The sequence below is a fragment of the Bradyrhizobium arachidis genome (assembly GCF_024758505.1).
Taxonomy (GTDB): Bacteria; Pseudomonadota; Alphaproteobacteria; order Rhizobiales; family Xanthobacteraceae; genus Bradyrhizobium; species Bradyrhizobium manausense_C.
In genome coordinates this window covers 3,900,142-3,922,859 of record NZ_CP077970.1, presented here as the reverse complement: position 1 = coordinate 3,922,859, position 22,718 = coordinate 3,900,142, and the positions used below count along the sequence as shown (strand labels likewise).

Annotated in this window: 21 protein-coding genes; 9 read left to right on the top strand and 12 right to left on the bottom strand. The window is 59.9% G+C overall.

The genetic code is table 11. The features are described 5' to 3' along the window. Positions 1–3: 3 nt before the first annotated feature. From KUF59_RS17875 to KUF59_RS17845, 7 genes are all read right to left on the bottom strand, one after another. On the bottom strand, positions 4–864 hold the full coding sequence (locus KUF59_RS17875; protein WP_258769766.1) for an FAD binding domain-containing protein: 861 nt from the start codon (positions 862–864) through the stop codon (positions 4–6). A gap of 39 nt (positions 865–903) precedes the next feature. Next, positions 904–1,677 carry an enoyl-CoA hydratase-related protein gene (locus KUF59_RS17870; RefSeq protein ID WP_258769765.1) on the bottom strand — a complete coding sequence of 258 codons (774 nt, stop codon included), beginning with the start codon at positions 1,675–1,677 and terminating at the stop codon, positions 904–906. Between the two features lie 695 nt (positions 1,678–2,372). Then, on the bottom strand, positions 2,373–3,689 hold the full coding sequence (locus tag KUF59_RS17865; RefSeq protein ID WP_258769764.1) for an MFS transporter: 1,317 nt from the start codon (positions 3,687–3,689) through the stop codon (positions 2,373–2,375). 42 nt (positions 3,690–3,731) lie between these two features. Then, positions 3,732–5,018 carry a M20 family metallo-hydrolase gene (locus KUF59_RS17860; protein WP_258769763.1) on the bottom strand — a complete coding sequence of 429 codons (1,287 nt, stop codon included), beginning with the start codon at positions 5,016–5,018 and terminating at the stop codon, positions 3,732–3,734. Further along, positions 5,018–5,899: an alpha/beta fold hydrolase gene (locus KUF59_RS17855; protein ID WP_258769762.1), complete on the bottom strand. Its 882-nt coding sequence runs from the start codon at positions 5,897–5,899 to the stop codon at positions 5,018–5,020. Before KUF59_RS17855 ends, KUF59_RS17860 begins: the two co-directional genes overlap by 1 nt. 27 nt (positions 5,900–5,926) lie before the next feature. Beyond that, a complete protein-coding gene (locus tag KUF59_RS17850) occupies positions 5,927–6,709 on the bottom strand; it encodes an SDR family oxidoreductase (protein ID WP_258769760.1) in 783 nt (260 codons plus the stop codon). 35 nt (positions 6,710–6,744) lie between these two features. Further along, the gene (locus KUF59_RS17845) at positions 6,745–7,872 is read right to left on the bottom strand and encodes a pyridoxal phosphate-dependent aminotransferase (RefSeq protein ID WP_258769759.1); all 1,128 of its coding nucleotides are present in this window, start codon (positions 7,870–7,872) and stop codon (positions 6,745–6,747) included. A gap of 104 nt (positions 7,873–7,976) precedes the next feature. On the opposite strand from KUF59_RS17845, the gene KUF59_RS17840 reads away from it, so the two are divergent. Further along, positions 7,977–8,693 carry a GntR family transcriptional regulator gene (locus KUF59_RS17840; protein WP_258769758.1) on the top strand — a complete coding sequence of 239 codons (717 nt, stop codon included), beginning with the start codon at positions 7,977–7,979 and terminating at the stop codon, positions 8,691–8,693. 496 nt (positions 8,694–9,189) lie between these two features. On the opposite strand, the gene KUF59_RS17835 is transcribed toward KUF59_RS17840, so the two are convergent. Beyond that, entirely contained in the window at positions 9,190–9,501 is a 312-nt protein-coding gene (locus tag KUF59_RS17835; RefSeq protein ID WP_404514263.1) for a hypothetical protein, read from the bottom strand. 510 nt (positions 9,502–10,011) lie between these two features. Between KUF59_RS17835 and KUF59_RS17830 the strand changes: the two genes are divergently transcribed. The 8 genes from KUF59_RS17830 to KUF59_RS17795 all read left to right on the top strand — a co-directional run bounded on the left by KUF59_RS17830 (position 10,012) and on the right by KUF59_RS17795 (position 16,433). Then, positions 10,012–10,665, top strand: coding sequence for a ParA family protein (locus tag KUF59_RS17830; protein WP_258769757.1), 654 nt, complete (start codon positions 10,012–10,014; stop codon positions 10,663–10,665). After that, positions 10,655–11,002 carry a hypothetical protein gene (locus KUF59_RS17825; RefSeq protein WP_258769756.1) on the top strand — a complete coding sequence of 116 codons (348 nt, stop codon included), beginning with the start codon at positions 10,655–10,657 and terminating at the stop codon, positions 11,000–11,002. Before KUF59_RS17830 ends, KUF59_RS17825 begins: the two co-directional genes overlap by 11 nt. Before the next feature lie 142 nt (positions 11,003–11,144). Beyond that, positions 11,145–12,152 carry a plasmid recombination protein gene (locus KUF59_RS17820; RefSeq protein WP_258769755.1) on the top strand — a complete coding sequence of 336 codons (1,008 nt, stop codon included), beginning with the start codon at positions 11,145–11,147 and terminating at the stop codon, positions 12,150–12,152. Between the two features lie 185 nt (positions 12,153–12,337). Next, the gene (locus KUF59_RS17815; RefSeq protein ID WP_258769753.1) at positions 12,338–12,532 is read left to right on the top strand and encodes a helix-turn-helix transcriptional regulator; all 195 of its coding nucleotides are present in this window, start codon (positions 12,338–12,340) and stop codon (positions 12,530–12,532) included. A 137-nt stretch (positions 12,533–12,669) separates the two neighbouring features. Then, entirely contained in the window at positions 12,670–13,512 is an 843-nt protein-coding gene (locus tag KUF59_RS17810) for a hypothetical protein (RefSeq protein ID WP_258769752.1), read from the top strand. Between the two features lie 81 nt (positions 13,513–13,593). Further along, positions 13,594–14,187: a hypothetical protein gene (locus tag KUF59_RS17805; RefSeq protein ID WP_258769751.1), complete on the top strand. Its 594-nt coding sequence runs from the start codon at positions 13,594–13,596 to the stop codon at positions 14,185–14,187. After that, positions 14,184–14,963 carry a metallophosphoesterase gene (locus KUF59_RS17800; RefSeq protein ID WP_258769750.1) on the top strand — a complete coding sequence of 260 codons (780 nt, stop codon included), beginning with the start codon at positions 14,184–14,186 and terminating at the stop codon, positions 14,961–14,963. The genes KUF59_RS17805 and KUF59_RS17800 overlap by 4 nt, the downstream gene beginning before the upstream one ends. 195 nt (positions 14,964–15,158) lie before the next feature. Next, positions 15,159–16,433, top strand: a complete 1,275-nt coding sequence (locus KUF59_RS17795) for a DUF2130 domain-containing protein (RefSeq protein ID WP_258769749.1) — start codon at positions 15,159–15,161, stop codon at positions 16,431–16,433. 406 nt (positions 16,434–16,839) lie between these two features. Here KUF59_RS17795 and KUF59_RS17790 read toward each other — a convergent pair whose 3' ends face one another. The 4 genes from KUF59_RS17790 to KUF59_RS17775 form a co-directional block, all read right to left on the bottom strand. Beyond that, positions 16,840–17,610 (bottom strand): hypothetical protein, encoded by a 771-nt coding sequence (locus KUF59_RS17790; RefSeq protein WP_258769748.1) that lies wholly within the window; start codon positions 17,608–17,610, stop codon positions 16,840–16,842. A 433-nt stretch (positions 17,611–18,043) separates the two neighbouring features. Beyond that, the gene (locus KUF59_RS17785; protein WP_258769747.1) at positions 18,044–19,039 is read right to left on the bottom strand and encodes a hypothetical protein; all 996 of its coding nucleotides are present in this window, start codon (positions 19,037–19,039) and stop codon (positions 18,044–18,046) included. Positions 19,040–19,089: 50 nt separating this feature from the next. Next, entirely contained in the window at positions 19,090–21,630 is a 2,541-nt protein-coding gene (locus KUF59_RS17780; protein WP_258769746.1) for a DEAD/DEAH box helicase, read from the bottom strand. Beyond that, entirely contained in the window at positions 21,630–22,715 is a 1,086-nt protein-coding gene (locus KUF59_RS17775; protein ID WP_258769745.1) for a HamA C-terminal domain-containing protein, read from the bottom strand. The genes KUF59_RS17780 and KUF59_RS17775 overlap by 1 nt, the downstream gene beginning before the upstream one ends. Between the last annotated feature and the right edge of the window lie 3 nt (positions 22,716–22,718).

Here is a 22,718-nt window from a genome sequence, read left to right as displayed (position 1 = left end):
CGATTACCCTTTCGCGGCCAGCGCCGTCTGCATGGCCCGCTTGGCCAGCTGCCCGAGCAAGTGCTGGCGATATTCGGCCGAAGCATGCAGGTCGCCATTTGCAGACACGCAGGACGTGACAAGCTCGGAAAATCGATCCGGCGTCTGGCCGTCGATAGTGGTGCCGCGGAGCTTGTCCTCGACGTCTTTCAGCCGGAGCGGTGTATCGGCCACGCCCATCACGGCAACGCGCGTGTCCTCGATGATGGAAGCACCGCGTCGGACAGCGACGGCGATGCTGGCAAGCGCGAAATCGCCGAAGCGGCGAGCGACTTCCTCGAAGGCCCATCCGTCGTGTTGCAGGATCGGAAATTCGATCTCCACCACGATCTCCTCAGGCGCCAGGCAATTCGTCAGCGCGTCGACGAAAAAATCCTCGGCAGCGATGGTCCGCCGGCCGGACGGTCCCTGAACCGACAGGCGCGCGCCGTAGAACAGCGACAGCATCGGTAGCTCCGCGGCGGGATCCGCATGAGACAGGCTGCCGCCGATAGTGCCGCGATTGCGGATCGCCAGATGCGCCACGTGACGCATGGCCGCCGCCATCACCGGCAGCTTCGATGCGATCAGCGGCGATTGCTCGATCTCGCGATGCCGCGTCAAGGCACCGATCGCTACGCGATCGCCTCTCAGCTCGATGAACGACAGTTCCTTGATGCCATTCAGGTCGACCAGCACGGCAGGCCGCGTCATCCGAAAATTCAAGAGCGGAAGCAGGCTCTGACCGCCGGCGAGAACCTTGCCCTCGCCATTGGCCGCGCGCAAAGCTTCGACCGCGGCATCCACCGTCGTCGGCGCCACATATTCAAACTTGGCAGGCTTCATCGTATTTGCCCTCCAAGACTGTTTCCGTGTTTGCCATCGTTATTCGCCACGAAACCGCGGAGCTCTCTTCTCCGCAAACGCGCGACGGCCTTCCCTGAAATCCTCGCTGTCGGAAGCAACATCGACGAGTTGCTGCGCCACGGCCAAATCGAGGCCGCCGGCGCCCGTCGAAAGCCCGTTCAGCATGTATTTCGCGCCAGCGATCGAAAGTGGCGCATTGTCCGCCAGCCGCTCCAGGAAGCGCTCGGCGGCGAGCGAAGCATCGTCGTGTATCTCGTCGATCAATCCCATCGACATCGCCTGCTCGGCCGGATAGCGGTCCGCGGAGTAAAGGATGCGCTTGGCGTTTGCGATGCCGGTTAGCGCCAACAACCGCTGCACGCTCCGAACGCCATAGACGATCGAGAGCTTTGCCGACGGAATCCCGATGATTGCGGTTCGATCGCCGAAGCGAAAGTCGCACGCCAGCGCGAGATGACAACCGCCTCCAAGGCAATAGCCGGAAATGGCTGCAACAACGGGCTTTCCCAACGCCGCGATCGCGCCAGAACAGGCATCGACGGCGACTTCGTAGTCGGCGCTTTGTTGCTTGTCGTCCCGAATACTGTCGAACTCGGAGATATCGGCGCCGACGGAAAAGTCCTTACCCTCGCCCGCCAGCACGACCGCTCGAACATCCCGATCGTCAGCGAAGCGCGAGAAAATGTCGGCGAGCTCACGCCACATCGCCAGCGTGACGGCGTTCCTCGCCGCTGGCCGGTTCAATGTGACGCGCGCTACGCCGTCCCGCTTCGCGACGATGATGTCTTTCACCAAGGCCTCTCCTCCCGACCAGCGCCGACCCTTGGAGCCGACGTTCGTCACTTGCATAAGTAGACTGATTTTTTTATAGCGTCAAGACGGAGAGGTTGACACGCTTCAATCGCGCCAGTTGACGGCACCGGAAATGGCGCGCGATCAACCAGGGATGCAGATTTTTGCGTTCGAGCCCACCTCCTCGCGGTGCCGTGCTGCACAGGGGGTGCCGGCCCACTTCAGGCGGAAATAGGCTGGAAGACGCAATCCCCGGTGCTAGGCCGACGCCGAGACTCGAGCTTTCGGACCATGTTCCTGAACGCGCTCCCTCCAACCCACGTTTCGAAGCTACGGTTAGCGCGGTGACCACAGGTGACATCGCGGAACCGCGACAACCGTTGTCGCGCTATGTTGTCGTTCCGAACAGCTGGATACTGCGGAGAGGCAGTCCGAAGGAGAGAGTGTCAGGTAATCCCCGTTGAAAACCCACCATTTGAGCTACCGTCGAAAAGTGCGGCACGCCTCCGATCAAAAGTCTGTTGTGACAATGACCCGCCTTCAACTAGCCAGGATATTTCGGCGTGGAGTGGAGTTCCTCCACGCCGAAACACAAATCGAGGAGCGATTTCAGCTCCGCCGGTTTCCAAGAGCGCGGCGGAGCAAAGCTCGGCCGCGCCCAGAAGATTGGCCATCGTGTCGATCCGATTGGGGTTCTAGCGATTGACCAACTTCGCGGGCACCTTCAGGATCGCCAGTGCACCCAGCACCAGGACAGCGGCCGACGTGTACATCGCGATGGTCGACGTCCCCGTTATGTCCCTCAGATACCCGATCAAATAGGGGCTGACGAATCCGGCCAGCCCGGCAAACGCATTGATGGCAGCGATACCTGCTGCAGCGGCCGTGCCCGCCAGAAATGCCGACGGAAGCGCCCAGAACAGCGGACCTGGAGTGATCACGCCGGCCGCAGCGAGGGACAGTCCGATCAGGGCCAAAGTCACATTGCCTCCAGCGGCGGCAACGATCATGTACCCTAACGCGCCGGCCAACATGGGAACGATGACGTGCCAACGACGTTCGCGCGTTCGATCCGAGTTCCTGCCCGCGCTGATCATGACCACGACCGCGAACGTGTAGGGAATGGCAGAGAACAGGCCGATCTGCAGCACTCCCGTAACGCCCGCGGACTTCACAAGCGTCGGCATCCAGAATGTGAGACCGTACTGGCCCATAATGACGCAAAAGTAGATCATGCACATGAGGAGCATGCGGGGATTGCGAAACGCCTCGCCCATGGTCGTCAACGTGCTTTCCGAGTTCTGCGCTTGCGCATCCAGCGCGCTCACGACGAGCGCCTTCTCCTGCTCGGATAGCCAACGCGCCTTTTCCGGACGGTCCGTGAGACAGAAGATCGTTGCTATGCCAAGAACGATCGACGGAATTGCCTCGAACAGGAAGAGCCACTTCCAACCGGCAAGCGCTTGGTGCCCATCAAAATACTGCATGATCCAGCCGGAGAGAGGTCCACCAACGATTCCGGCGATCGGAATCGCCGTCATGAACAGCGCGATCATCTGCGAGCGCCTGTGCGATGGTATCCAATAGGTCAGGTAGAGGATCACACCCGGATAGAAGCCTGCCTCGGCGGCACCGAGCAGAAAGCGCAGGATGTAGAACTGGAGAGGAGTTGATACGAACGCGAAGCACGCCGAGATGATGCCCCAGGTGATCATGATCCGGGCGATCCAGATCCGCGCCCCGACCCGCTGCAACATCAAATTGCTCGGAACTTCGAACAGAAAGTACCCAATGAAGAAGATACCGGCGCCGAGCCCGTATATGGTCTCGCTGAACTGGAGATCATTCAGCATTTGCAGCTTTGCAAAGCCTACGTTCACGCGATCCAGATACGCGCCGACGTAGCAGATCATCAGGAAAGGAATCAGCCGCCACGCTATTTTTCGATACAGGCGATCCCCTGCTTCGCGATCAGCCGAACCTGCGCTTGCGACAACGGCGTCAATCTGCATGACAACTTCCCCCTAAGTGGCAAAACCAACGTGAAGACGACACTACGATGCTCGGCAGGAACTCGCTTCTTGTGACGTGAGCTCGCAAAGGACGTCAGCCAGTACGCGTGCTCCATCAACGAGATCCTGCAGCGAGGTGAACTCCGCCTCGTTGTGCGTGATGCCTTGATGCGATGGCACGAAGATCATCGCCGACGGACAGACATCGCCGAGATAGCGGGCGTCGTGTCCGGCAGCCGACAAAATATCCAGATGTGCGATCTTCAGTTGATCCGCGGCACGCCGAATGCAATTGCGCAGCTCGTGCGCGAACTCGACGGACATCGCAGTGGAAAGCTCCTTAACGCTGACGGCGCATGGCCCTTTCTGCGCTTCGCAAATGGGGACAACCAAGTCCCCCAATCGCGTAAGCTCGGCCGATTCTGGATGTCGCAGATCGATGGAGAACGTGACGGCACTGGGGACGACCGACGGGGCGTTTGGTTCAACCGTCAGCCGCCCCACGGTAAACTTCACCACATCGGCCTTATCGTCAAACTGCTGGTCGAGCGCTCCGATGATTCGAACCGCCGCCATCAACGCGTCCTTGCGGACGGCCCGGCAGGAGGTCCCCGCATGCGCGGCCTCACCCGAAATGGTCACTCGAAAGGTTCTCTTTCCCTGAATGCCTGAAACGACTCCGATCGTCGTATTCTGTCGTTCGAGTTCCGGTCCCTGCTCGATATGCGTCTCGATGTACGCGTATGGGCGTCCGCCCAACATTCGGTGCGGAACGTCCCGCAGGCCTTTATGGACAATCTCGAGCGCGCTCGACACGCTGACGCCGTCAGCGTCGGTTGTCGACAGGATGTCAGCCAATCCATCAGGATTCGCGTAGGCCCTTGACCCCATCATTCCCGGTGCAAACCGAGAACCCTCTTCGTTCATCCAGGATACGATTTCGATCGACCGTTGCGGTCTCAGGCCGGCGTCGCGAATGGCTTCGACTGCCTCCAGCGCGGCCAATACGCCGTAGACGCCATCGAACCGGCCGCCGGTTGGCTGACTATCCAAATGAGACCCGGTCAAGATCGGGGCAAGCGCTGGGTCGGTTCCTTCATAGCGAATGAAGAGGTTTCCTGCGGGGTCGGTGGACGGCCGAAGCTCCAACTCCGCCGCCCACCGAACCATCTGCAACTGCGCCTGAAGGTCTTCCGCTGAGAGAGCCTGTCGGTTGACGCCTCTCTTTTCGGTCGCACCGTACCGCGCCATGACGTCGAGACGCCGGTTCAACCGTCCTGCGCTGACGTATTTGGAGGCATGATTTGAGTTTGCTGACGGGGCTGTCATCAGGATGTCTTCATGATCTCGGACGGCATGGCCCTTGGATCACGGGGCAGCCATCGTCCTTGGGCGACGGTGGCCAGGAAGTCGTCAATAGCCTGATTGAATTGACCGGGCTCTTCGAGGTTCAGGGTGTGACCCGCCTTGGGCATGACAAGGAGGCCGCACGCCGGCACCGTTCGTTTCAGGAATATCCCGGGCTGCAGGCAATGATCATCTTCGTCGCCGACGATCACCAGCATGGGCGCAGCGAGAGCGCGCAACCGGCTCTCCAGGTCATAAATCGATGGACGCCGCGTCTGCACTCCGCGCATGGTCATTGCCGAACCCCGCGCCGAATGTTCGCCAAGATGACGCTGGAATTCCTGCCAGCCGCGGGGATCCTTGAGCAGAAAGGCAATACGCGAAGCCGCCATCGAATAGGTCTTCGAAAAGGCTGCCGAGCCTTGTTTCTCGAACTGATCTGCGACCTCGAGAGAAACGGACCTGAAGTAGTCCTCGTAGTGCTTTTCCGCTCCGTAGCCCGCGCCAGCCACGACCAGGGACAGAGCACGCTCCGGAAAGTTTAACCCGAAATGCAGCGTCGCAAATCCGCCCATCGACAGCCCAACGACATGGGCTTTGTCGATCGAAAGGCCGTCCATTACATCCCTGACGTCCTGCGCCGCAAGCTCCTGTGAATAGCTCGCGATATCTTCGGGCACGTCGGACGGACTGTAACCGCGGGCATTGTACGCGATGCAGCGATACCGCCGGCTGAAGTGACGCAACTGGGGCTCCCAGCTGCGAAGGTCTCCGCCGAACTCGTGCACGAAGATCAGCGGCGCGCCCTCGCCCACTTCCTCGTAGTAGAGTTTGGTGCCGTCCTTGGCCCGTACAAATGCCATGGCTTACTCACTGCCTGCTTGGATGTCTCAGACTACCGCGCGCCGGGATGCGATCCCTCCATCGACCGTGACGATCGTGCCCGACGTGTATCCGGACCTGAAGGAAGCCAGGAAAAGGAACAGGTCGGTGATCTCGTGGACCTTCGCCGGACGCTTGAGCGGGTAACGATCGAGCAGCTCGTCGTAGCGAGCGGAATCGCCAAGTCGTATCTCGGCGAACTTGCGCAGCATGTTGTAGATGCGCGTCGTGTCCACGGGACCGGGATTCACGCCGACAACGCGGATGTTGTCGTCGAGGCTGGTCCCACCCAGCGCCCGGGTCATTGCCATGATGGCAGCGTTGCCGGCGGCGCCCTCGATGTAGTTGGGATCGCAAACTTCTCCGCCATTGCCGATATTGTTCAGAATGACGCCGCCGCCGCGCGCTTTCATCCGCGGATAGACCAACCGGATCATGTCCGCGTAGCCAAACCCCTTCAGGGCCCATCCGTCACGCCATTGCTGAGGAGTGATGTCAAAAAGGGTCCCGCTCGGAATGACGCCGGCGTTGTTGACCAATATGTCGATATCTCCCGCGTCTTCGGCGATGCGTTCGCATGCGCCTTCGGCAGTCATGTCAGCTACGGTGACACCGACGCTCACGCCGTGAGCAGCAGCAATCTCCTTTCGAAGAATCCCGAGCTTGTCCTCCGATCGAGCGGTGAGATGCAGCGCGCAACCTTCGGCCGCGAAAGCGTGCGCGAGCCCCTCGCCGATCCCTTGCGATGCCCCAGTGATGAGGACTTTCTTTCCACCGAGCTGAAGATCCATCTTGTCGCCCTCCCAGAGATTGGCCTCGTCGCGAGCTAAAAAACCTTCGCGGGCTTGTTCGAAGTCCTCGCTCTCTCCACCATCGCGGGAAGTAGATTGGCAAACTCCTCGGCCCACGCTCTTGGTACGCTCAGCGACACCTTCACGAACTTTTCGCCGAAGGTTGGTGTGTGATACCCCCCCTGACGGATCATGATCTCGTGCTCGTTGTAGGCAGCGACCAACGCTTCAGGCCGAATGCCGAGTTCACCGCATTCGATGACCAGGAAATTTCCGTTGGAGGGATAGACCGGCACGCTCAGGCCCGAGATCTTGTCGACAGCCGCCTTCACCAGAGCTTGATTGTCGCGAAGCTCGGTAAGCACGCCCGGAAACCATTCGTCCTTGATGCTCAAACCCGCAATTGCAGCGCGCTGGGACAGAATGCTTGAGCCGAGATTATTGGGAGGGGCGGCCGCCAGGCGCTCGATGACATCGGGATGCGCAACGACGGCGCCGATCCGCAGACCGGCAAGCCCAAGCCATTTCGAAAAGCTGTAGATGGTGATCGTGCGATCAGGCGCGAGCTGCGCGGCAAGATGGTGCTCGTACGCAAAATGGCGATATGTGCAGTCGTGGATCAGATAGGCCCCAGCCCGATTGACCGCGGCCACTATCCTCTCGATTTCTGGCTTTGTGCACGCCGTCCCCAGCGGATTGTTTGGATCCACGAGGTAGACGACCTTAGTCTTTGGACCGATCGCCTCTTCCAGCCGAGCAGGATCAAGCCGGTATCGATGCTGAGAACCGTAAATCGGGATCTGCTTGACCGATGCACCGACCGCTTGTGCAAAGGCCATTGGCCAGTTCCACGTCGGATCAGTCGTGATGAACTCATCCCCAGGCCGCAGAAGCGTATGGCAGACGTGGTACAGCGACTCGATTGCCCCGTCGGACACCAAAGCCGATTGAGAGGGAAGGCCCAGATCGTCGAGGATGCCCGCCCTTAGCGCCTCCAGCCCGGCAGGCGGGGCGTAGATATGAAACTCTTCATCCTGCGCACAATAACATGTGCAATAATAAGAGACTGAGATCCTAAATGCGTCCTCGAATGCCCCAAAACTGTTCGAAAGGGTGATCAAAGGGCCATGATTGCACGTGCGCGACTTGCATTCGGCGTACAATTGCCCTCTTGAGTTTCTGATCTGCGCGCTAACTACTAACGTGTTTGAGAGCTCTGCTTGACTCGTCCAGAGCTTCAAAATCACCGGCCTTGAATTGAGGGGATATGACAGCAGTCTTTTCCGATGCCGCCAAAGATCAGCAGGTTTTGCGCCGCCGAGGCGGGACCCTGGCCGAAGATCTGCGTGACGAGCTTGAAGAGCTGATCGTCAGCGGTACGTTGCCCCCCGGAAGCCGGGTCGACGAAATTGAATTGGCTGCGCGATACCAGATCTCGCGCACGCCAGTACGCGAGGCCTTGAAGGCGCTCGTCACCACCGGCTTCCTGGAGGCGCGGCCGCGACATGGAATGATCGTCACATCCATCTCGATTCCGATGTTGCTCGAGATGTTCGAGACGATGGCGGCCTTTGAGGGGCTTTGCGCGAAATTGGCCGCCCGCCGCGCAAGCCATGGCGAGAAAGCAGCACTGCGCGCAATTCAACAACGCCTGTCCGCATCCGTCGGCGAGGGAAATGAAGAGGCTTTTTACGCCATCAACCAGGAGTTCCATGAACTCCTTTACGAGGCGTCGCACACGGATTTCATCTCGGCTCAAACGCGCGCACTTCGAAAACGCCTCGCGGTCTATCGAAAAAACATCACTTTCCAAACCGGCCGGATGGCTGCCACGATCGCGGAACATGAGCGCATCATTCAGGCCATCGAGGAAGGAAATCCCGAAGCCGCATTTCGAGCTGCCAGCGAACACGTCTCGCTCCTTGGAGATGGTATGGCGGATCTAATCGCCGCTCTGCCTCCAGCGCTGCTTCGGGTTTCCTAGGATCATTCATGGGACGAGCGGACGTTCGACCGAGAGCGTCCCTCTCAGTTGCTCGCGAAAATTGAAAGCCCTGCGAGCGAACTCGCCGATGCGATCACCGTGACATTGGGATCACGAATGGTGCTCTCTAGGGGAATCGAACCCCTGTTTCAGCTTTGAGAGGGTAAAGTCGATCCGCTTGATGATCATTGTGAGGAGAGTCCTGCGATGGAGACCTTACGGATGTCACAGGCTCGTCTGCATGAGCAGGCGTTACTGCACCAGTTTCGCACCAGAAACACCCCGCGACGCGCACGGTAATCGTCAAGCTCAGCTATTTTCCGCCAGCCGACAAGCTTGCCTCCGATGAGACCCTAGCGTTCCTTAAGGCGGCTTCGGTCTGGCAGCCGCATTGATGATGACAGGCCGCGAAAGCTAATGGTTCTGAGGAAACACCTGCGGTGCAGAGGACGGCGCTGCGTCCGGCACCACTAGAAGGAGGCCCCCGTCCTCAGGATTAGGAAGCGTTAGCCCGCGCCCGTTCTCGGGCTTCACGACGCCGCTCGCGACGTTCGCGTCGCCGCCTAAAGCGCTCCGCTGGCTGCGGAAGCGGTGGTATGGGCGCATCCTTGTTCTCGGCTGGCACTGTCTCTGTTGGTGGCTCGACGGCGGGGCGCGCCTCCATGAACTCCAGCACTGTCCGTCCCTTGAGGGTGATTTTCCAGCCGCCATTTTCGCGCTCGACGAGACCTTGCGAAAAGATGTCGAGGTCCGGGACACGCGTAGCCAGCCGCTCGCTTGTGCTGCTCATCATGATGATCACCATCATGATTTGGAACTGTGAGGGCAACGAGATCGCGCAGGAGCGTAGCACAGCGCCCGGTAAGGAGTGTCCTCGACCACGTGTGAAAGAAGGGAGGCGTCAGCTGTGGTTGAGAGACGATCTGGACCCGAGCTATTGCGCAGACGAACGAGGCAATCGAGCACCGACAGAAAGTCGCTGTCTGCCTCCCTATGGAGCGCCTCCGGCGCGCGCCTGGACGCAATGATACGGTGATACAGTGATACAGTGATGCAGTGATGCAGTGATGCAGTGATGCAGTGATGCAGTGATGCAGTGATGCAGTGATGCAGTGATGCAGTGATGCAGTGTCGGGCGCATCCAGTCCAATGTCAGGTAAAATGGCGGTTTCGAGCGATTTTGCTGTGGACAAGTCCGCTCGATTTTTTTCCGGCTTTTTTCCAAACGCGAAATCTCGCCTGAAGCCATCAGGGACTGTCCACAAATTTGCTCTCGACTGCACAAAATTGATCCGCGGGCGCCCAGCTGCGATGCTCGATGACCGAAAGCGGGCGCGGGCAAATGCAGGTTTTGACGGCAGTTCAACAGAAAGGCGGAACGGGGAAATCGACCACGTCCCTGAATGTTGCTGTGGCGGCAGCGCACCGCGGCTGTCGCGTTGCCCTGCTGGACACCGATCCGCAAGGGTCGCTGCAATTGTGGAGGAGCTTGAGAAGAAAGCGTTGGCCGTGCGTGGAACAGCTGCGTTCTGACGCACTTGCCGGCTGGATCGCACGCAATCGCCACCTGTTTGATCTTGTCGTCGTCGACACGCCGGCGCATGACGGCAGGACGATCGCCGACGCGGTCAAGGTCGCCGATCTTGCTCTCATCGTTACTCAGCCCACGATGCTGGCGACGTCGGTCGCAATGCGTCTCAGGCGCCTGTTCATCGATCACGGCATCCCTTTTGCAATCCTTCTGTCTCAGACGCCGCCGACCCTGAGCGCCCGCCTCGTTCAATGGATCGATAACCACCGCCTGTTGGGCACCGTCGTGCAGGGACAGCTCGCCTACCGCTTCGCGTATCAGGACGCCGTCGCCGTCGGCATGGGGGTGGTCGAATATGAGCCGAACGGCCGGGCGGCCGCCGAGATTCAAATCGTCACCGATTGGATTCTGCGCCGACTGGAGATCTTCAATGAGCCGTAACCCCAAGGAAGCCCTCGATGCTGGCTCGCGGCACCTTCGCGATGCCCTCACCTATTCGCAGTCCAACCGTTCTCAGGAGCTGAACGGGGAGACCCTTCGGACGACCGTCACAATGAGGCCGGAGCTTCATGGTGCGCTGCGCATACTGGCGGCCACCAAAGCATGCCGATTGAACGACATCATGCTCGTTGCGATGGAGGACCTATTGGTGCGCCAAGGCGTCCTTCCCGGCGATGTCAGCCGCCCTAGCCTGCGTGAGCGGCTCCAGGCGACCGAACGGGGAAAGCCGAGCGAACTTGCGGACACGTTCCTCCCGTCCGACCCGACGTCTGAGTAGAAAGCCTGGCAACAATGATCGGACCGTAGGGCCTGCGAACGACATCTAGTGAACCGACTAGATGTTGGCCGGATACTGGATTGGCCCCCTCTTCCTTCTTGCAGCCGTCCGGACGATGGTGAGGCCGGAGGAGTTACTCACCATGATGGGTCACCAGTTCTGCCGTCTGAACGTATACGCCCGCCGCGGCGCCCACAAGTGGCGCTCCAAAAAGCGAAATCCGTCGCTGTTCGACATCCGCGACGAGATGGTGCGGGCACCGCATGCCTGCCCTCACGTGGCGGAGCCGCGGGCGCCGCAAATCGTGTTCGGCTGCGATCCGCAGGAGGCATTCGCGTTGGCCTCGACGCGGGCCGATGAGGCCGTTGATAAGCGTGGCCACAAAGTGCGGTGCGACACCCCGGTCGTCGCGGTCGGCGTCGCGAGCTGGCCCGACACCGTCGCCGACATCGAGGCCGATCCCGAGAAAGCGGCGGCGTACAAACACTGGCGGACCCTGAACATCGGCTGGCTGGCCGACAAGTGGGGCGACGCGCTCCAGTGCGTCGTCGAGCACCTGGATGAACCGTACCCGCATGTTCACTGGGTCGTCGTCCCGGATCTCCCGAAGGACGGACAGCTTCAGATCCAGAGCGTGCATCCCGGCTACGAGGCAACGGCGGCGTCGAAGGCACGCGGCGAGAACAAGCGTGAGCAGAAGCGGGCCTATAAGGCCGCCATGAAAGCGTTGCAGGACGACTACTACGAAAAAGTGGCCTCCCACTGCGGCCTCACCAGGTTGGGGCCGCGCCGGCAGCGCGTGACCCGTAAGGAGAAGACGGAACAGCAGCGCCAGGCCAAGTCGCTGGCGAACGCCCGCGCCAGCCTGATGGCCGACCTCGAGAAGGCGAAGGCGCTGGCGAAGCAGATCATCGACGACCGGATCGCAAAGACCCAGTTGGAGGCGCAGGCCCGCGTGAACGACGTCACGATGCAGATGCATCACCGCATCGAGGCGTTGAAGCACAAGGCCCGGCAGCGGATCTCGGAGCAGCAGATGGTGACGACCAAGCTGGAAAACGAACTTGCACTCAAGGAGGAAGCGCTTCGCGCCGCTCTGGCTCTCCTGGAAGAGCACGGGATCGGACAGCATGATCGCGGGCCGAAGTGAGTAGACGATCCGCGATCCGATGAGGCTCGGCGCCTCCAGCTTTCCTCTACCCCGTCGATTGTATCAATTGGACCGAGAAGCGAGAATCACAGAAAAGGTACCAGAATCCACGATCAGATAGTGCGGTCCCTATGGGTCGGCCCAGCAAGAAGGCTCCCGCCAACCTCGCCCGCAATGCGCGGACGTTGGGCGACAACGTGCGTCGGCTGCGACAACTGGCGGAGCTGTCACAAGAAGAGCTTGCTGGAGCTGCCGACCTTCGTCAGGCTTTGATCAGCGAAATAGAGCGAGGCGAGGCGAATCCCAGGCTGGAGTCGCTAACGAAGATCGCCGATGCTCTGAAGGTGCGCTTGGCCGACCTCTTCGGCCCCAATCAATAGTGGCCCGATCACTCCTTCGAAGCCATCATCATTACGAAACCTAGAAGAGTCGCTGCAGACCCTATTGACATATTCAGTTTTATACGCTATGTCGTATTGACAATAGAAAAACTCACCCATCGAAAGCAAGAGGCAACATGCCGATTGACCCCGCCTTTGGTCTGCTGACTACCGATGAAGCCATCTCGCGCGCAGCGAAACAGGTCGTGGCCAGCGCGCTCGATGCGACGTCCTCGATCGATCCGATAATCGGCGCCGAATTCTCCCGTGCATTCTCCTTCTTTGGACTGGTCGTGCAGCGCCACGGCCTCCTCATCCAGCGGGTGTTGGCCGATATCCTTGCCTCCAGCGGCCGGTTCGAGGTGTTGACGGAAAGCCCCATTCCGATCACCGCTGCCGCTCTCGATCTGCTGGCGTCGGAAAACTCCGAGAAGGATCTCTCCAGCATCAAGCTCAAGTCGGACTCCCGCGTGGAGCGCTCCGTGATGGTGGACATCATCGTCATCGACGAGGCCAAGCGTTGGGCCGGCGTCTACGACGTGAAGCGCGGGAATGGCGAAACGACCTGGAAGACGCGCAAGCCGATCGAGAACGACCTGCGTGCGGCGCGCCTGGTCCTTCAGTCCCATCTCAAGAAGCTCGGGCACGACATCGATCATGTCGATTCCGCGGTCATCGACTATTACGGCTCCTCCGGATTCCCCCGGAACATCAAGATCAGCGGCGGAGAGCTCGATCGTCATTTTGGCGTTCCGATCGCCGACAAGATCGACAACATGACGGCGGCCCTCCGCGACGAGGTGCACGCGGGTCTGCTCCAGATTCTCGAGCCGGTCATTCGCAAGCTGACCGCGGTACAGACGAAGGTCGCCACCGAACAGCCGGTGCGCGCAGCGCCCGAGGGGGCCGTCCGGATCGCCGATATTCTGCAGGCCCGGCCCCGCGGCCCCGATCAGTGGCAGTCCGGCCTCTCACGCTAGGCGGCGCAAAACTCGCAATCTGGTTGTGTCGGAGGATGGGACCGCCTTGGGCGGCGCTATTCGTGGCGTAGGAGTTCAACGATGGATGAAGCGAAGGCCGACAACACGCAGGAGCAGAACGGGCGCCACCTCGGAGGCCCCCGTTTGGTTGTCGCGGGGCAAGCTGGACCGACCATGCCGCACAATCCGGCTTGGCGGCTCACGCGGCCGTTTCCGTGGCCGCACGAACCGGACCAGACTTCACCCCTGGCGTGGTGGCGCCGGTTGCCCCCGGACTCGTTTCACAACGCCGAGCGCTCGCTGTTGCGCGCCACGCTCGGGAACGTCCGCGTCCTCCACGGCGGGGACGACCTCGCCGCCGCTCTTCGTGGTGACGCCACCGCCGCCGTCGGCGCCGCGTTGGCCTTGATGCCGATCATGGAGGTCACGGTGCCGGTCGACGTCGCCATGACCTCACTCCTGTACACGGCGCTCCAGCACGACGCGACGGCCGCGCTGGTCATGTCGCAGATCGTCGGGCTCACTGATGTCGGCCATGAATTCGCGACCGAGCTTGCGGCGTCGTGGTTTGAATACGGCCGCCGGCATTCCGACGATCCCCGCAAGTTCGACCAGGCGGAAGAAGCCCTTCTTGCTGCGTTCCAAGAGCGTCAGAATTTGGACTATGGCGCATGAAGGTTCAGCCGTTCTCGGACATCCATTTCGACGTGCACCCGACAAAGGCTATCTCGATCGTCGAGGGCGTCGATGTCGTGGTGGTGGCCGGCGATACCTGCGAAGGTGCCGTCAAGGCGTTCGAGCACTTGCGGCGCATCGTGCCGATCGAGATCCCGATCGTGATGACGCTCGGCAACCACGAATACTATCGCCGCTTCATCCCCAATGAGCTCGCTCTCGCGCGTGCTCAGGCACCCGCATTCAACATCCATGTGCTGGAAAATGCCGCGGTCAAGATCGGAGGGGACAAGGGCATCCTGTTCGTCGGCGCCACGCTTTGGACGAATTACGAAGCGTTCGGCGAGGCGAAGAAGGCCGCTGCGATGACCGCCTGCGCTTCCGGCATGAACGACCACCGCTTGATCGGTTGGCGAAAGCAGCCGTGGCAACGGTTCAGGCCGCGTGAAGCCGCGATCATGCACCATCAGTCGACCAAGTATATTGATCAGGCGCTGGCAAGTTCAGCGACCGATCGTTGCGTGGTAGTCAGCCACCACGCCGTGCACTGGAACTCGGTCGATCCAAGGTACGCAAGCGAGCTGGTGACGGCCGCCTTCGTCTCGGACATGACGGCGTTGATCGAAAAGCATCAGCCGGCTCTCTGGATCCACGGACACGTTCACAATTCCTCCGACTACCGCGTGGGGAATACCCGGATCGTGTGTAATCCGCACGGCTACGGCAACGAGAATCCCGCCTTCAATGGTGCCCTCGTCCTTGACGTCGGGACGTAAGGCCGCGCCGCAAGGCCGGAGAAAGAGCGTTCCACAATGACCGATAAGGATCCAACCAAACCGCATGCCGCGCCACTGGCCCGCGCGTTGCCGCGGCCGCCGAAGGCGCAAATGCCGGGGACAACCCCTGCTCAAGGCTTAAGCACGCCCCGAACCGGCGCTACCAATGCGGGCAGCCGCGAAAGGATCGATGCCGTGACCAACCCGCAAATCGTCTGTCCCAACTGCAAGACGCAGATCCCCGTGACGGACGCGCTCGCCGAACCTCTCGTCGCCGACGCGCGCCGCCGTTTTGAGCAGCAGTTGGCGGCCAAGGAAGCGGACTTCGGCCGCCGTGAAGCTCAGCTCCGCGAGGCGCAGGGCGAGCTCAGCAAGGCGCGCGAGACCATCGACGAGCAGGTTGCAGCAAAACTGAGGGCAGAACGCTCCGCCATCACGGAGACCGAGGCCAGGAAGGCGCGACTCGCCCTGGCCGACGAAATCAGCGCGCGCGATCAGCAGTTGACCGACATGCAGCAGGTGCTGACGGCGAACACCGAGAAGCTGGCCGTGGCGCAGAAGGCCCAGGCGGATGTGTTGCGCAAGGAGCGGGAGCTCGACGACGCCAAGCGGGAGCTCGATCTCACCGTCGAAAAGCGGATCCAGGACGGCCTCGCCGGCGTGCGCGACAAGGCCAGGTTGGAGGCGGAAGACGCGCTCAAGGCCAGGGTCGCCGAGAAGGAGGCGCAGATCGCAGGCATGCAGCGGCAGATCGAGGATCTGAAGCGCAAGGCCGAGCAAGGATCCCAGCAGTTGCAGGGCGAAACTTCGGAGCTCGAACTCGAGGCCCTGCTGCGCGCGAACTTCCCCGGCGATCTCATCGAGCCGGTCCTCACCGGCCACAACGGCGGCGACCTGCTGCATCGCGTGCTCGGTTCCGGCGGCCAGGTGTGCGGCACCATCCTGTGGGAATCCAAGCGCACCAAGAACTGGAGCCACGACTGGCTCGCCAAGGTCAGGAACGACCAGCGCGCCGCGAAGGCCGAAATCTCGTTGATCGTCTCCAGCGCCCTGCCTAAGGGGCTCGAAACCTTCGACGTCATCGACAACGTCTGGGTGGCGGCTCCCCGCTTCTCGGTTCCTATCGCTAACGTCCTGCGGCAATGGCTGATCGACGTCGCGGCCAGCCGCACCGCTCAGGAAGGTCAGCAGACCAAGATGGAGCTGGTCTACGCCTACCTGACGGGCCCCCGCTTCCGCCAGCGCATCGACGCCATCGTCGAACGCTTCACCGACATGCACCAGGACCTCGACCGCGAACGCAAGATGATGACGCGCCTCTGGGCCAAGCGCGAGGAGCAGCTCCGCGGCGTGCTGGACTCGACGGCCGGGCTCTACGGCGACCTGCAGGGCATCGCCGGCCGGGCGATGCAGGAGATCGAGAGCCTGGACGTGATGATGATCGAGGCGAAGGGGGAAGCGGCGGAGTAAGAGCAGCTCCGCCTTGTAGCAGACCTCTCCGCGCTCTGTTCGGTCACCGGGCCGGGCGCGCCTTTTGTGTTGGTGTCGACCGCCCACGTCGAAACAGTCAAGCCGCTCTATCCTCCGCTCGACCAAAGCCGAAACGTCGCTCTCGCGCCGGACGTCCGCGCACGAACCCAACTCGGCGCCAAGCGGCGGAAACTCATCAAATGCGCTCGGTCGACATCATCGCGGCGGCCTAAGACGACGATGGCCGCTCCCTTGCGGTCAGGCAAGCCCGGTTGCGCTGCAGCTTGAACGACTAGTCTCGGACTAGTCCCCTTCACAAGAGGACTTGTCGCGGCCTAGTCCAGGACTAGTCGACAAATTGAGAGCGACTAGTCCACGACTAGTCGCTCTCAATTCTCGGCCCCCACTATCGGCTCGAACCACCCAAGGCCCACCTCACAATCCAAGCTCGCAGGCCGCTTCCGTGACGAACCTTGATCATACTCAACGTATCGTCCGGAGACTGCAAAGCGGCGGCCATCGTATCCAACATGATCTGCGGATCATTAGGCCCTTCCACCACGGCGCAAATGGTGTTGGCCAATGCGGCGAAGACATTCGCGTCCGACTTGACCAGCAGCGACGCGCTTTTGAGAAGCGTCGGGTTCGCAGTGCAGGCGACCACAAGGCGCACCAGCTCCTCATTATGGATCAGTTCGGAGATCGATGATGCATCGAGCTCCGACGCAGCCAGATTCTTGATAAATTCCTGGAGGGCTTCGCTCGAAATGACGGATGAAATAGTCGAATGCAAATCATTGTCGACCCGCATCGCGGCGGCCAGGGTCTGGATGACCGACCTCCCCGCCTTCGGGACATCGACGTGACACCCGACGATATTCTGTTCCTTTTCACGCTTCTTTCGCTGATCGCGCTTGGTTTGTGCTGCTGCCGAAGGCTCATGGCTATCGTCGTGGACGTACGCGCTAACCCTCTTCAGCCGATGCTTTTTGAGCACGTCCTTCGGGAGCGTGCTGAAACCGGGACTGGGTTTCGAGCCTTGATTGCCGCCGCCAAGACCATTGGTCGCATTAACTGCCATCCACTTGGCCAGCCTTAAGACTGGCTCCCTGAGCTGGCCGTCGGAATCGGTCACACCGCTCGCATCCACACGAAGGGGGCGCGCGTCGGCAAACATCCGAAGGCGTCTATTCAAATTTTCCAAGGGGTGCGCGAAGCAATTTGTGCCAGTAGCGGACTGCTTAGTGGAGAAGCCGCCGCGGCAAGGTCCAGGTCCCTCCATGGACCGGCCTGCCCCTCAGGGAGCAGTGGACAGATCAAAGGTAGTTGTCCGTCGTCTACGCCGCAAGCAAGCGAACGAAACGCGGTTAAAATGCCTTAACCGTACCTCATCGGTGTCGGCGCGCGGCACGGCCGAACACCTCATTTAATCACATAGCGTGGTGGTCCGATTATCATTCTAAAGTGGCTTTTCGCCGATTGGCCTCCCCTCTCCTAGCGCCTCAAGGGTAGCTGGCATCGCTCCTGGGTAGATGGGCATGTCTTCGGATTGACACTGCGAGCAGGACAAGGCTGGATACGACACCCTTACAGTCTCCGCAGCGCAGCGGCTACCGGATGCCCGCGACGCGCCAACCGGCATAGCGTATGCGGTACGATAGGCAACGGGGCGAGCGGCGATAAGACAAAGAGCTCGCACGCCTGACGCGCTCGAGCAGCGCGGCTCGCATCGGGCGCCTCAGATCGCTCCACCACGAATGAGACATGCAAGTGTGCTCGACGTATTCGAAAGCGCATTGGACAGCAACCGAAGCCATCTGCTCTCTTGATAGAGCGGCGAAGGTTTGGGCGAACCGGCCCGCCGCAGAGTCACGTCGAAGCCACGTGAAAGCCAAAACTGTGCGGCCGTCCGCGGCGAGCAAATGCATCGCCACGTAGCAACATATGTCGCGTAGGTCTTGGAGGCGCCGTGCGGCAAAATCGTATTGCGGCCGGAATGCGCCAGCGGCCATCACAGCAGGCTGCGCGTCAAAGCGCACAACTAGGCTACCGATATCCTCGAAACGTCGGGTCGCAATCAGTCTCTCGGTATGAACCAAGGCGTAGTTCGCCTCCTCAGAGGCCTTATCGTTCCACATGGAAATCCAAACGAATCTGGCATTTTGCGGCTCGTCCGACTGATAATCCAGCTCGGCTTCTGCCGACTCCAACTGGCTATTTCGCTGATAGAATTCAGCGGCAATTGCTCGATAGTGCAGCAGCGCAAGCTGCTCGGATGAGAAGATGAGCGGAGCGTCCTCGACCGGTGCGAACAGAGCCTTGTCGTGACCGGCACAGAAGCAGTTCATGGTCGAGAACTCGCCGACGCCAATCTCTTGCGCTTCGAACCCCGTCCTCTGCATCTTCATGATGGCCAGCAACGAGGTTGGAACCGCAACGATATGCCCACTTTTGGCGATTTGCTTCAGTTGGAAACGAGGAATGATGTGGGCGCGAACGATCTGACCTTCGCACGGCGATTGATCGCCAGCAGCGAGACACTGCTTGAACTTGAAGAAGCGTTGATGCCTTTCGGCGAAGGACCAAGCCTCGGGTGGAATCGACATGGCCCCTAGGCCCTTTGCATGGTCAGCACGGTGCTTTGATTTCGCACCGTCTACCGACTATTTACCGCTAAAAGCGACCGCACCTCTTCAAGTAGAAGCGGCGACAACCCAAGCTGTTCAAGTTGGCGGGAGCGTAGCCATTGAAGGGCGGCCGTCGTATCCAGGTCTTTTCGCGCCGAAAGATCGTTCAGCCGCATCGCTGCTACACGGGAAAGCCCAAGGGCGATGAAGCTGATCATCGTCTTGTCCGACGCTCCAACTTCCAGATAAAGCGGTAAGGACGGAATGCTCCCGGCCAAATCCTTAAAGTGATTGACCGTCAGCGCATGACCGAGCAGCGTATTGTAACAGCCAAACAGCCGCACCGCCTGAAAACGGATCTGATTTTCGACCAGTTCGAGCGTCTCTCGAATGATCGTTCGTCGATCCTTGTCGCGGGTGTCCCGGCGGATTTGCTCATCGATGATTTGGGGGAGCGGAAGCCCGCGCATCCACTTCAAAGCGATCAGCGCATGAAACCGGTGCAAGCCGCGCGCGGTATCCAAGCCAAGGATTAGCTCGTAGCACTGCTTGAGAATACGCACGTAAGAATCGAACGCATCCGTATCTCGGGGATGATCCGGCACGAGTTGAGCCGCTTGGGCCCTCCCCTTGGCGATTTCCGCCTGGAGCGCACCGAAAAGCCGCTCTTGCTTGTGCGCAGAGATATTAGGGCTCAGCCGGATGACCTCCGGTGCCAAGCTAATTTGACCATCAGCAGCGACGAGCGCGTTGACAAATTCTGTCGCGGCAGCGCTCTCCCCGAATCCTGCTCTTGCAAGCGTGCCGTTCAGGTGACCGCGCTTGAAGTCGGAGAACAGGCGACCAAATGCCGTTTCGAGAGCCGGATCATCCCCGCGCCCCGGTTGAGCCTGATTCCGCATCACCCTAATCAACTGCGCTTGGCTGTCTCGCAATGTTGATTGAATGGCGGGAGTGATAACCGCGTCCTTTGGTCCTTGAAGCGGCTGGGTTTTCCAGCGCGGGTAATCGATCAGGAAGATATTTCCCTGGAACTCTCGCCGGAGCCTTCCCGCGCGGCCTGACAAATTCCAAAAGTCGGTTGAATCCAGTGGGTGAGACTTTCCACGCTCCGGTTGGCACATGAAGATGTTCCGGACCGGAAGGTTGACGCCCTGAAGCAGTGTGCTGGTGCAGACAAGATAGTCCACTTGGCCTTTCGCAACAGCATTCTCCACGGCCCGGCGCAACTGAGTGGGAATATTGGAGTAATGAAAGGCGACGCCTCGCTTGACACATTCGCCGAGGACGTAATTCGGATGCACGACTTCATGTGCCAGATCCGACAAAGCGGTTAGTTCAGCCGTTGGCTCCCGCTCCGAAAACAGATCGGCGAGCTGCATTGCAATCTTTTCAGCATCCGCGGCGCCGTTAGCATAGACAATATTCGCACGGCGCTGTCCAAGCTTGGCGGCCACATGCACAAGCATCTCGACCCTGCTGGCCAACGGATGGCCGACCTCAATCTGCGCAACCTCCACTTCCGTTCCTTGAGATGTCCGGATAATCGATACGCGTCCCTTGGTCTTGGACGTGATCTTCACGGTCAGGAAGTTTTGAGCCACTGTCGGCTCGCTTGATGAGACCTGCTTTACGTCCTCGAGACCAAAGAGATGCGCAAAGACATTCAGGTTACGGACATTGGGACTCGCGAAAAGTACCTGCGCTTTTGAACTGCGGGACAGAAGATCGTCGAGAACCCACTGCAGGAGAACGCCGCGCGCACCATCAGAGATCGACTGAGCTTCGTCTACGACGACAATACCCGCCGCGACTTCCGGATGGCTTGCCAGCGTCAACTGGACGCGTTCCTGCGTCATCACATAGATCGCTCGTTCCGGAAGGGTCGTTTCGCTGTCTGGCGGAATGGTGACAATATCTGGCGTCGACTTTGCTCCGGCATCGCGGAAGAAAACGCCAAGATCGAGAGCCACTTGAGCGATCAGCGCCCGGGTCGGCACGATGTAGACAATCGTGAGCGGTTCGCTTTCGGAGAAAACCGAGACCAGATAGTTCTGTAGAACAAACGACTTCCCGGCCGAAGTGGGCGCCGACAAAGCGATCCGTTCCTTGGCCGACAGCTTGCTCCAAAGGTTGTACTGGAAGTTGGTGAACACCAGTCGCTCTTCATTAATCGTCACCGAACGCGCTGCAGCTTTTTCGAGCTCTTCCGTTACCAGGCTGAACGGCAGGTGCGGCAACGCGGTATCGACGTCCGATTTTGTTGCAAGCGACGGAAAATTTCCGAGGCGTGACAAGACCACGCGCAAAGCCTGGTCCATCGGGAGTTCCGCGCATCCAACAAGGTCATACACGCAGGTTGCCGCTCGGAAGGCGGTCTCGCGGTGACTCTGCTGATCGGAGCATGCAAGGATCGCCGCCGCACGAACGAGCTTTTCGGCTTTTTCAAGCGGAATGCCATCACCCTCCGTGACGCCAAGTTCTCGCTTTAGCCATGCCACTTCGACGAGCCGTACAGCTTCGTGAAACTCAAGACTCTCCCAAACGCGGTTCGAAAGCTCTGCGATCATTACTTCCAGCCAATCTTTTTCTGGAAGAGATCTCGGAAATCGCCCACCGATGGGACTGGGAAAAAGAAAATCTCCACCGGTTGGGTTTGAAGGCCGGCATCCGTCAGCGCTTTCTCCAGTGTAGGCGCGACCTTTGAAAGCTCAGCTTCGGCAAAGCTTTTGAATTTCGCTTCCGCCTCGTCCGCAACGACCTTTGCCACTTTGGCAAAACCATCAAAATCAAATCCAACGAGGCATGTCGTTACATCGTGGCGTTCGTTATAGCTTTCCTCAAACGGATTGAGATACTGGAGCAGCGCGTCCTTTGCCTCCGGCGTCAAGCCTGAAAGATCGATGTTTTGTTGCACGAGATTGATCTCGTGCTGGAGCTTTTCTGGCTTGAGCGCTTCGCTGATCGACTTCGCGGCGGCAGCAATGGCTTCACCGACGTCAGCATAAAGCTTCGACTCGCCCCAATAGAGAAGCAGCTTCTTATCGATTTCGCGGTAACAAATGTGCACGCCATCGGCACCGTGCACGGGCATGTTGGGATTGGTTTTTAGCGCCATCTTAGCTATCAGCTGGGGCGCGCCAAGTATCCATTCCGTCAAAAGGTAGAGCAGTAGCTCACCTGCCTCGCCGTTCCGATTTGTAGTCTGGTTAGCCTTGATAAAAAGAGCGCGGGCGCGAGATTCGAGTATCGAGTAACGCTTCATAAAATCGAAGGCTTCGATCGACTGGTAAGCCGACGTAAGCGCTTCAACTTCCGATCTCGGCAACGCAAAATGAACGAGATAAGTCGCAATCGCGTCAACAAGCTCCGCGACGGTCGGTTTGCTCTGGCGGAACGAGGGAAAATGGAGCCGCAGCGTCACGCCCGTGGACGGACAGACGATCGCATGGGTTAGAACCCGGATGCGCGCGGCCAAACTGCCGTAGTCTTTAGAAAGCGCAGCGAGCGCCGACTTCAGATCGGCGGCTTCTTCGGCATCAAGTATCGCTCCCTCGCTCATTGGTTGCAGTATACAGGCCGACGCGCTCCGCCGTGAAGAGAAGTTATTGGAAATACGCAGCTTTTGGGTTGTTTTCCACCGGGTGCGCGCCATGCC

Bases quoted from the DNA above. Each gene is read 5' to 3' on its own strand.
- KUF59_RS17875 (WP_258769766.1), bottom strand. From the start codon at position 864: ATGAAGCCTGCCAAGTTTGAATATGTGGCGCCGACGACGGTGGATGCC.
- KUF59_RS17865 (WP_258769764.1), bottom strand. From the start codon at position 3,689: ATGCAGATTGACGCCGTTGTCGCAAGCGCAGGTTCGGCTGATCGCGAA.
- KUF59_RS17860 (WP_258769763.1), bottom strand. From the start codon at position 5,018: ATGACAGCCCCGTCAGCAAACTCAAATCATGCCTCCAAATACGTCAGC.
- KUF59_RS17855 (WP_258769762.1), bottom strand. From the start codon at position 5,899: ATGGCATTTGTACGGGCCAAGGACGGCACCAAACTCTACTACGAGGAA.
- KUF59_RS17850 (WP_258769760.1), bottom strand. From the start codon at position 6,709: ATGGATCTTCAGCTCGGTGGAAAGAAAGTCCTCATCACTGGGGCATCG.
- KUF59_RS17840 (WP_258769758.1), top strand. From the start codon at position 7,977: ATGACAGCAGTCTTTTCCGATGCCGCCAAAGATCAGCAGGTTTTGCGC.
- KUF59_RS17835 (WP_404514263.1), bottom strand. From the start codon at position 9,501: ATGATGGTGATCATCATGATGAGCAGCACAAGCGAGCGGCTGGCTACG.
- KUF59_RS17830 (WP_258769757.1), top strand. From the start codon at position 10,012: ATGACCGAAAGCGGGCGCGGGCAAATGCAGGTTTTGACGGCAGTTCAA.
- KUF59_RS17825 (WP_258769756.1), top strand. From the start codon at position 10,655: ATGAGCCGTAACCCCAAGGAAGCCCTCGATGCTGGCTCGCGGCACCTT.
- KUF59_RS17820 (WP_258769755.1), top strand. From the start codon at position 11,145: ATGATGGGTCACCAGTTCTGCCGTCTGAACGTATACGCCCGCCGCGGC.
- KUF59_RS17810 (WP_258769752.1), top strand. From the start codon at position 12,670: ATGCCGATTGACCCCGCCTTTGGTCTGCTGACTACCGATGAAGCCATC.
- KUF59_RS17805 (WP_258769751.1), top strand. From the start codon at position 13,594: ATGGATGAAGCGAAGGCCGACAACACGCAGGAGCAGAACGGGCGCCAC.
- KUF59_RS17800 (WP_258769750.1), top strand. From the start codon at position 14,184: ATGAAGGTTCAGCCGTTCTCGGACATCCATTTCGACGTGCACCCGACA.
- KUF59_RS17790 (WP_258769748.1), bottom strand. From the start codon at position 17,610: ATGTTTGCCGACGCGCGCCCCCTTCGTGTGGATGCGAGCGGTGTGACC.
- KUF59_RS17785 (WP_258769747.1), bottom strand. From the start codon at position 19,039: ATGTCGATTCCACCCGAGGCTTGGTCCTTCGCCGAAAGGCATCAACGC.
- KUF59_RS17780 (WP_258769746.1), bottom strand. From the start codon at position 21,630: ATGATCGCAGAGCTTTCGAACCGCGTTTGGGAGAGTCTTGAGTTTCAC.
- KUF59_RS17775 (WP_258769745.1), bottom strand. From the start codon at position 22,715: ATGGCGCGCACCCGGTGGAAAACAACCCAAAAGCTGCGTATTTCCAAT.